Consider the following 7,477-nt stretch of genomic DNA (forward strand, 5'->3'; position numbering starts at 1 on the left):
GCTACTTCGCGATCGGCAGCGGCACCACGTTCCCGTGGCTCGGCTGGCCCGCGAGGAACTTCTTGACGTTGCGCGCCGCCTGCCGGATGCGCTGCTCGTTCTCGACCAGCGCCAGGCGGATATACTGGTCGCCGTACTCGCCGAAGCCCACGCCCGGAGCGACGGCGACACCTGTCTCCTGGATCAGGAGCTTGGCAAACTCGAGCGAACCCAGATGCGCGAACTGGTCGGGGATCGGGGCCCAGGCGAACATCGTCGCCTTGGGCGAGGGAATGGTCCAGCCGGCGCGGCCGAAGCTTTCGACCATCACGTCGCGGCGGGTGCGATAGACGTTGCGCACTTCCTCGATCACGTCGTCGGAGCCGTTTAGCGCCGCGGCCGCCGCCACCTGGATCGGCGTGAACGCGCCATAGTCGAGATACGACTTCACCCGCGTCAGCGCCGCGATCAGCCGCTCGTTGCCGACGGCGAAACCGACGCGCCAGCCGGGCATCGAGTAGGTCTTGGACATCGAGGTGAACTCGACCGTGATGTCCATCGCGCCTTCGACCTGCAGCACCGAGGGCGGCACCTCATCGTCGAAATAGATCTCGGAATAGGCGAGATCGGAGAGGATGAAGATCGAGTGCTCGCGACAGTACTTGACCACGTCCTTGTAGAAATCCAGCGACGCCGTGTAGGCGGTCGGATTAGCCGGGTAGTTGAGGATCAGCGCGATCGGCTTGGGGATCGAGTGCCGCACCGCCCGATCGAGCGCGCGCATGAAATTCTCGTCCGGCTCGGCCGGCATCGAGCGCACCACGCCGCCACTCATGATGAAGCCGAAGGCGTGGATCGGATAGGTCGGGTTGGGCACCAGCACCACGTCGCCGGGGGCGGTGATCGCCGCCGCCATGTTGGCGAAGCCCTCCTTCGAACCCAGCGTCGCCACCACCTGGTTGTCGGGGTTCACCTTCACGCCGAAGCGGCGGCCATAGTAGCTCGCCTGGGCCTTCCTGAGCCCCGGAATGCCCTTCGACGACGAGTAGCGGTGGGTGCGCGGGTCCTTCACCGTCTCCTGCAGCTTTTCGACGATGTGCTGCGGCGTAGGCATGTCGGGGTTGCCCATGCCGAGGTCGATGATGTCGACGCCGCTGGCGCGCAGCCTCGCCTTGATCGGATCGATATGCGCGAAGACGTAGGGCGGGAGGCGGCGGATGCGGTGGAAATCTTCGTTCATTGGAACCTCGGTGGACCCGCGACGCACCCGGAGTGCACGCAGCGCCTTCAGTGAGGCGCACATTATCGCGGAATTGTGGTTTTGACTCGGTTAAGCGGCCACTCTTCGTGGCCACGCGGCTCGTTTGGTTCCGCCCTCCCCAGCCGCATGGCGGCGCTCGGGGAGAGCTAGCGAGCGGCGGCGCTAGCGCACGCGAACACACCGGCAAAGCCGGCGGCTGCGATTGGCGCTGCTACTCCCTGAGTCATGTCAAAACCCTGATCGAGGATTGCCGAGCAATACCGGCGGTGGTGGGGCGTGGTCAAGAGGCCCGGGTGCCCACGCTGCCCGGGCACCTGTGATCGGCTGCGCTGCCGGCCCACGACCGGCAGCGCCGGACGAGCTCAGTTCACGGTGACAAGCGTCCACATGCCGGCTTGATAGTGTCCCGGGATGTTGCAGAACAGCATGTAAGTGCCGCTGTCGAGCGACAGGGTCAGGCTGCCGGAGTCGCCTGGATCGAGTTCGGAGACCTCGCCCAGATGCCCTGCGGCGTCCTCGTCGACACGGCTCTCGCCGTCCACGTATGGAAGCGGCTGGTTGGCGTCGGCGACCTTCACCACGAGCATCTCGTGCACGATGTCGCTGGAATTGTTCGTCACCTTGAAGGTGACTTCACCGGCGGGAACTTCGGTCTTGTCCGGGATTACATGCATGACGGCCGTGGCGTGGTCGCCCTTCATGGAGATGCCAAGGTCGGTGCCGAGGGGCGCCGCGGCACCAGCATCGGCAAGCGAGACGTTGACCGTCGACGTCGCGGCGAGCGCCGGCGCGGCCAGTCCCGCCACGGAAAGTGCGGAGACAAGCAGAAGCGACTTCACGGAAATCTTGAGCATACGAATTCCTCCTTGGGTGAATTGGCCCCAACCAAGGTCCTGCCGGCAACGGAAGTCGCGCCGGTTACGGACCTTCGCGTCGGCTAGCATCGTTTACTGACGGCAAGCTGAAGGCAGGCGCCTAATACAATAGACGGTTTCGACGCCCGGGCTAGCCTTTCACAGGCAGGTATCTAAGGAACTGGTCGGTGCTGGCCGACCATGAGAACTGCTCGGCATAGCTCCGGCAGCTCTCGCGCGGCACCTCCAGCGCCCTGAGCGCCGCAGCCTTGAGGTCGGTGTCAAGCACCCCGACCGGCGCGTCGCCGATGACGTCGATGGGTCCGGTCACCGGAAAGGCCGCCACCGGCGTGCCGCTCGCCAGTGCCTCGAGCAGCACGAGGCCGAACGTGTCGGTCTTCGATGGGAAGACGAAGACATCGGCGGAGGCGAACAGCCGCGCCAGTTCCTCGCCCTGTCTGGGGCCGAGAAAAACCACGTCGGGATAGTCCGCCTTCAGCTTCTCGAGGCTCGGGCCGCCGCCGACCACCAGCTTCGAGCCCGGCAGGTCGAGCCTCAGGAACGCCTCGATGTTCTTTTCCACCGACACCCGGCCGACATTGAGGAATACCGGCCCCGGATAGGGCAGCGGGCCGCGCTTGTCGGGATTGAACAGGGCGGTGTCGACGCCCTTCTGCCAGATCACCGCATTGGTGAAGCCGCGCTGCTCGAGCAGCGTCTTCAGGTGCGGCGTGCCGACGAGGCAATAGCGCGCCGCGCCGTGGAACCAGCGCAGGAACCGGTAGCTCCAGCGCAGCGGCACCGGGAGCCGGGCGCGGAGGTATTCGGGGAACTGGGTGTGGTAGGCGCTCGAAAACTCGAATCCGTGCTTGCGGCACCAGCGCCGCGCCATGATCCCGAGCGGTCCCTCAGTGGCGATATGGATGGCGTCGGCCGCCGCCGCCTCGATCCGCGCATAGACTGGCTTCATCAGCGTACGGCTCAGCCGGATTTCGCCATAGCCGGGCATGGGGAAGGTCTTGAACTCGTTGGGCGTCAGCAGCTTCACCGCAATGCCGCGCTTCTCCATCTCGCGGACCACCAGCTCGATCGAGCGCACCACGCCATTGATCTGCGGGTGCCAGGCGTCGGTGACGATAAGGACAGTCTTTGGCTGCGGCATCTGCTGCTCGTTCGAGGCGGCAATGGGTAGCGTGGACAAGCTTGCCCCGCAAGCAGGGGTTCCGCGCTGCGGTTGCGTGGGCTAAGGGACACCTCCAGTCTCACCCCACCTTGGGAGCGGCCGATGTCGATTCCGTTCCTTTCTCAGCGCGGCTGGCTCCGCTACCGCAGCGCTCCAAGGCGGCCGGGTGCGCATGACCTCGCGATCGCCCGCAACTTCCTCGACCCTGCCAGCGGACCCGAAGTACGCTACGAGGCGCTGTTCCGCTATTTCGTCGACGGCTTCCTTGCCGCAGCGACGCCCGATTTCGAGCGCGCGCAGTATCGTGGCATGGGCAGCAGACACGGCTATCGCGTCGCGGGCGTCGAGGGCTTTGCCCGTACGGCGCCGCTGTTCGCGGCGTGGATGGCCGGTGGTCGCGGCAGCACAATCGAAGGTCTCTCCAGCGGGCGCAGCGCCGACCTCGCGCAGATCCTCGCTTCCGGCTTCAGCGCCGGCTCCGATCCGGCCCACCCGGCATATTGGAGCGAGGTGCGCGACTTCAGCCAGGTGCAGGTCGAAGCGTCCGACATTGCGATCGCGCTTTGGATCAGCCGCGAAACGATCTGGCCCATGCTGACTGCGCGGGTGCAATCGAACCTTCTGACCTGGCTGCGGCGCGCAGCCGTCACAGAACACCCTGCCAATAACTGGCTGCTGTTCGGGGCGACCGCAGAGGCGGTGGTCGCGGCGCTCGAGGGGCGCGACCTCAGGTCGTCAGCCAACTACCAGCGGTTCAAGCAGTTCTATCTTGGCCATGGCTGGTTCTCGGACGCGGAGAAGCGGCGCGTCGTCGACTACTACAATGTCTGGGGCATCACCTATCAGCTGTGCTTCCTGCATCTGATGCAACCCGCGCTCGATCCCGCGTTCATACCCGGCGTCGTCCTGCAGTCGGCCGATCTCACCTCACATCTCATCAGCCCGCGGGGCGTTCCGATCATGGGGCGCAGCGTCTGCTATCGCACGGCGGCGTCGGCGCCGCTGGCCGTCGCCACGCTGCTGGATGCAACGCCCGAGCGGCTCGGTCTCGCCCGCCACGCCACCGATTGCGTCTGGCGCCATTTCATCACCAATGGGGCGCTGCGCGACGGCACGCTCACCCAAGGTTACCACGGCGACGATCCGCGCGTACTCGACAACTATTCCGGTCCAGGCAGCAGCCACTGGGGCCTCCGCTCCGTCATCCCCGCCCTGCTCCATCCTCGCGGCTCACCCTACTGGACTGTGCCCGAACAGACGCTGCCTGTGGAGCGGGGCGACTATCGGCTCGACCTGCCGGAGCTAGGCTGGATCATTGAAGGCGATCATGCCTCGGGTGATGTGCGCGTCGTCATCCCGGACAATGCCGGTCGACAACCCGCGCTAAAGCCCTACACGCTCCGGCATCGCCTCATGGAAGCGTACCGGCAGCAGGCGATGCGGCCGAACAACCACGATGCGGCTTATGGCGCCGAGTCCTATTCGGCGCTCGATCCCTTTCCGCTGAAGCGCTAGCGCAAAAGAAAAGGCCCGCAGCGGTGCGGGCCTTTCGGATTGTGCAAGAACTCGAAGCTTAGCGCTTGGAGAACTGGAACGAACGACGGGCCTTGGCCTTGCCGTACTTCTTGCGTTCCACCACGCGGCTGTCGCGCGTGAGGAAGCCGCCCTTCTTGAGCACGGCGCGCAGCTCGGGCTCGAAATAGGTCAGCGCCTTGGAGATGCCGTGGCGAACCGCACCGGCCTGGCCGGAGAGGCCGCCGCCGGAGACGGTGGCGACGACGTCGTACTGGTCCTTGCGGGCCGCGGCGACGATCGGCTGCTGCAGCACCATCTGGAGCACCGGGCGGGCGAAGAAGGCGTTGAACTCCTTGCCGTTGACGATGATCTTGCCGTTGCCCGGCTTGATCCAGACGCGGGCGATGGCGTTCTTGCGCTTGCCGGTGGCATAGGCGCGACCCTGCGCGTCCAGCTTCTGCTCATGCACCGGTGCGTCGGAAACGACGGCGGTGACGCCTGCGGCAGTGCCCAGGTCTTCGAGCGAATTGATGGTCTCGGCCATTACTTGGCCCTCACATTCTTGGAGTTGAACGAAGCGACGTCGAGCTTCACGGGCGCCTGGGCCTCATGCGGATGGGCCTCGCCGGCATAGACGCGGAGATTGCCGTACTGCTTGCGGCCGAGCGGGCCTTCCGGGATCATGCGGCGGACGGCGTTCTCGAGCACGCGCTCGGGGAAACGGCCCTCGAGCAGTTCGCGCTGCGTGCGGTCCTTGATGCCGCCGGGATAGCCGGTGTGCCAGAAGAACCGGCGCTGATCGAGCTTCTTGCCGGTCAGCTTCACCTTGTCGGCATTGATCACGACGACGTGGTCGCCGGTATCCATGTGCGGGGTGTAGGTCGGCAGGTGCTTGCCGCGGAGGCGCATCGCGATGATGGAGGCAAGGCGGCCCACCACCAGGTCCTTGGCGTCGATCAGGATCCACTTCTTCTGGATCTCGTCCGGCTTGGCCGTGTAGGTGCTCATTTCGTTTTCCTTGAAAGCGCGAGGAAGGAAACCCTGCCCCGTATTCGTGGCGCGGATATACGGAGACAGCAGGAGAGCGTCAAGCTGAAAGATTTTGTGATGTGGATTCAATGGCTTGCGTCGTTGGTATTATTATACCACATTATAAGCTATTGATTTCATTACATGTCCCGCCCACTCGATGTCATCCCAGCGAAAGCTGGAGCCATTTCACCGCTTGCGCCTGCCGGATAGTTGGATCCGAGCTTTCGCTGGGATGACACCGAGTATGAGGGCGCGCTTGACGCTCACCCCCCGCCGCGGCGTCCCGTCGGCCAGGTACCCCGTCACCGCTCCGGCCAGCATGAAGGCCAGGGCCTGGTGCCCCAGCGCCAGCGAGATCGGCACCATCGAGACCAGCGTCGCGATCCCCAGCACCACCTGCAGCCCGATCAGCGCCGCGATGCGTGGCAGCCAGCCGTGGACGCCGCCGAACCCGCCGTGCCGCGACTGCCGCCACAGCAGCCAGCCGGCATAGATCACCACGGCATAGGCGATCATCCGGTGGATGAACTGCACCGTCAGCGCATTCTCGAACAGGTTCTTCCAGAACGGATCGATGACATCGAGGCCGCGTGGAATCAGGGCTCCGTCCATCAGCGGCCAGGTGTTGTAGCCCATCCCGGCATCGAGCCCGGCGACGAACGCCCCAGCGACGATCTGCAGCATGATCATCCCGAGCATCCCCCAGACCGGCCACCCCACCACCCCTCCCGCCGCCTTCGCCGGCTCAAGCCGCCGTGCCACCCAGATCAGCGCGATGAACAGCAGCGAAGCCGCGAACAGGTGCGCCGCCAGCCGGTACTGCGACACCGAGGTCAGCTCGGACAGGCCGGAGGACACCATCCACCAGCCCAGGAAACCCTGGAACCCGCCGAGCACGAACAGCCCGCCGAGCGGCGCCGCGAGGCTCCAGTTGAACCGCTTCTGGAACAGGAACACCACGAACGGCACGGCGAAGGCGAAGCCGATGAAGCGGCCGAGGAAGCGGTGTGCCCATTCCCACCAGAAGATCGACTTGAAATCCTCGATCCCCATCCACGAGTTCTGCACCCCTTGCGGGATCTGCCTGTAGGCCTCGAACTCGGCCTGCCAGTCGGCATCGGTCAGCGGCGGGATGGTGCCCGAAATCGGCTTCCACGAGGTGATCGACAGCCCGGACTCGGTGAGCCGCGTCGCCCCGCCCACCACCACCATGGCGAGCACCAGCAGCGCGATGCAGTAGAGCCAGATGCGCACCGGCTTCAGCCGGTCGCCGGCGACAAGTGCTGGTGTGGCGGTTTGTTCGGTTGCGCTGAGGGCCAAGATGCGATCCTTTTGCCCGGAACTACTCCCGGCAGCGGACCGATACAATGGCCCCCAATGCCGCATCCGACAACGGCGAAGCCATGACCCAGTCCAACCGCAAGCTCCTCGGCCTCGTGCTCGTGCTGCTCTCGCTCCTCGTCTGGTCGGTGCTCGGCATGTGGATCTACATGAGCTTTCTCGGCGCCGCCGCCTGGTGGCTGCTCATCGGCTTCTTCGCCGTGATGGGCATGGGCTGGTTCTTCCCGGCAACCTGGATCATCCGGTGGATGTCGAAGCCGGACCCTTGAGGGGCTGGTGGCTCCGCACCCCCACCCTCAATCCCTCCCCACA

The 7,477-nt window shown here is 65.3% G+C and carries 8 protein-coding genes; 2 read left to right on the forward strand and 6 right to left on the reverse strand.

The features are described 5' to 3' along the window. Position 1: 1 nt before the first annotated feature. From JWQ89_RS01325 to JWQ89_RS01335, 3 genes are all read right to left on the reverse strand, one after another. A complete protein-coding gene (locus tag JWQ89_RS01325; protein ID WP_299637742.1) occupies positions 2–1,219 on the reverse strand; it encodes an LL-diaminopimelate aminotransferase in 1,218 nt (405 codons plus the stop codon). Between the two features lie 383 nt (positions 1,220–1,602). Next, positions 1,603–2,094, reverse strand: coding sequence for a plastocyanin/azurin family copper-binding protein (locus tag JWQ89_RS01330; RefSeq protein WP_299637744.1), 492 nt, complete (start codon positions 2,092–2,094; stop codon positions 1,603–1,605). A 151-nt stretch (positions 2,095–2,245) separates the two neighbouring features. After that, positions 2,246–3,295 (reverse strand): glycosyltransferase family 1 protein, encoded by a 1,050-nt coding sequence (locus JWQ89_RS01335; protein ID WP_299637746.1) that lies wholly within the window; start codon positions 3,293–3,295, stop codon positions 2,246–2,248. 84 nt (positions 3,296–3,379) lie between these two features. On the opposite strand from JWQ89_RS01335, the gene JWQ89_RS01340 reads away from it, so the two are divergent. Then, positions 3,380–4,792: a DUF2264 domain-containing protein gene (locus JWQ89_RS01340; protein ID WP_299637747.1), complete on the forward strand. Its 1,413-nt coding sequence runs from the start codon at positions 3,380–3,382 to the stop codon at positions 4,790–4,792. A 58-nt stretch (positions 4,793–4,850) separates the two neighbouring features. Here the strand turns inward: JWQ89_RS01340 and rpsI are convergent, their stop codons facing one another. The 3 genes from rpsI to JWQ89_RS01355 all read right to left on the reverse strand — a co-directional run bounded on the left by rpsI (position 4,851) and on the right by JWQ89_RS01355 (position 7,144). Further along, the gene (gene rpsI, locus JWQ89_RS01345) at positions 4,851–5,336 is read right to left on the reverse strand and encodes a 30S ribosomal protein S9 (protein ID WP_299637749.1); all 486 of its coding nucleotides are present in this window, start codon (positions 5,334–5,336) and stop codon (positions 4,851–4,853) included. Beyond that, the gene (gene rplM / locus JWQ89_RS01350; protein WP_299637751.1) at positions 5,336–5,800 is read right to left on the reverse strand and encodes a 50S ribosomal protein L13; all 465 of its coding nucleotides are present in this window, start codon (positions 5,798–5,800) and stop codon (positions 5,336–5,338) included. Before rplM ends, rpsI begins: the two co-directional genes overlap by 1 nt. A gap of 210 nt (positions 5,801–6,010) precedes the next feature. Next, the gene (locus tag JWQ89_RS01355) at positions 6,011–7,144 is read right to left on the reverse strand and encodes a COX15/CtaA family protein (protein ID WP_299637753.1); all 1,134 of its coding nucleotides are present in this window, start codon (positions 7,142–7,144) and stop codon (positions 6,011–6,013) included. Positions 7,145–7,191: 47 nt separating this feature from the next. Between JWQ89_RS01355 and JWQ89_RS01360 the strand changes: the two genes are divergently transcribed. Continuing rightward, positions 7,192–7,434 carry a DUF2842 domain-containing protein gene (locus JWQ89_RS01360; protein WP_299637754.1) on the forward strand — a complete coding sequence of 81 codons (243 nt, stop codon included), beginning with the start codon at positions 7,192–7,194 and terminating at the stop codon, positions 7,432–7,434. Positions 7,435–7,477: the final 43 nt, after the last annotated feature.

This window comes from Devosia sp. (assembly GCF_028290645.1).
Classification (GTDB): domain Bacteria; phylum Pseudomonadota; class Alphaproteobacteria; order Rhizobiales; family Devosiaceae; genus Devosia_A.

Coding starts and splice junctions, on each gene's coding strand:
- rplM (WP_299637751.1), bottom strand. CDS start 5,800: ATGAGCACCTACACGGCCAAGCCGGACGAGATCCAGAAGAAGTGGATC.
- JWQ89_RS01340 (WP_299637747.1), top strand. CDS start 3,380: ATGTCGATTCCGTTCCTTTCTCAGCGCGGCTGGCTCCGCTACCGCAGC.
- rpsI (WP_299637749.1), bottom strand. CDS start 5,336: ATGGCCGAGACCATCAATTCGCTCGAAGACCTGGGCACTGCCGCAGGC.
- JWQ89_RS01325 (WP_299637742.1), bottom strand. CDS start 1,219: ATGAACGAAGATTTCCACCGCATCCGCCGCCTCCCGCCCTACGTCTTC.
- JWQ89_RS01360 (WP_299637754.1), top strand. CDS start 7,192: ATGGCCCCCAATGCCGCATCCGACAACGGCGAAGCCATGACCCAGTCC.
- JWQ89_RS01330 (WP_299637744.1), bottom strand. CDS start 2,094: ATGCTCAAGATTTCCGTGAAGTCGCTTCTGCTTGTCTCCGCACTTTCC.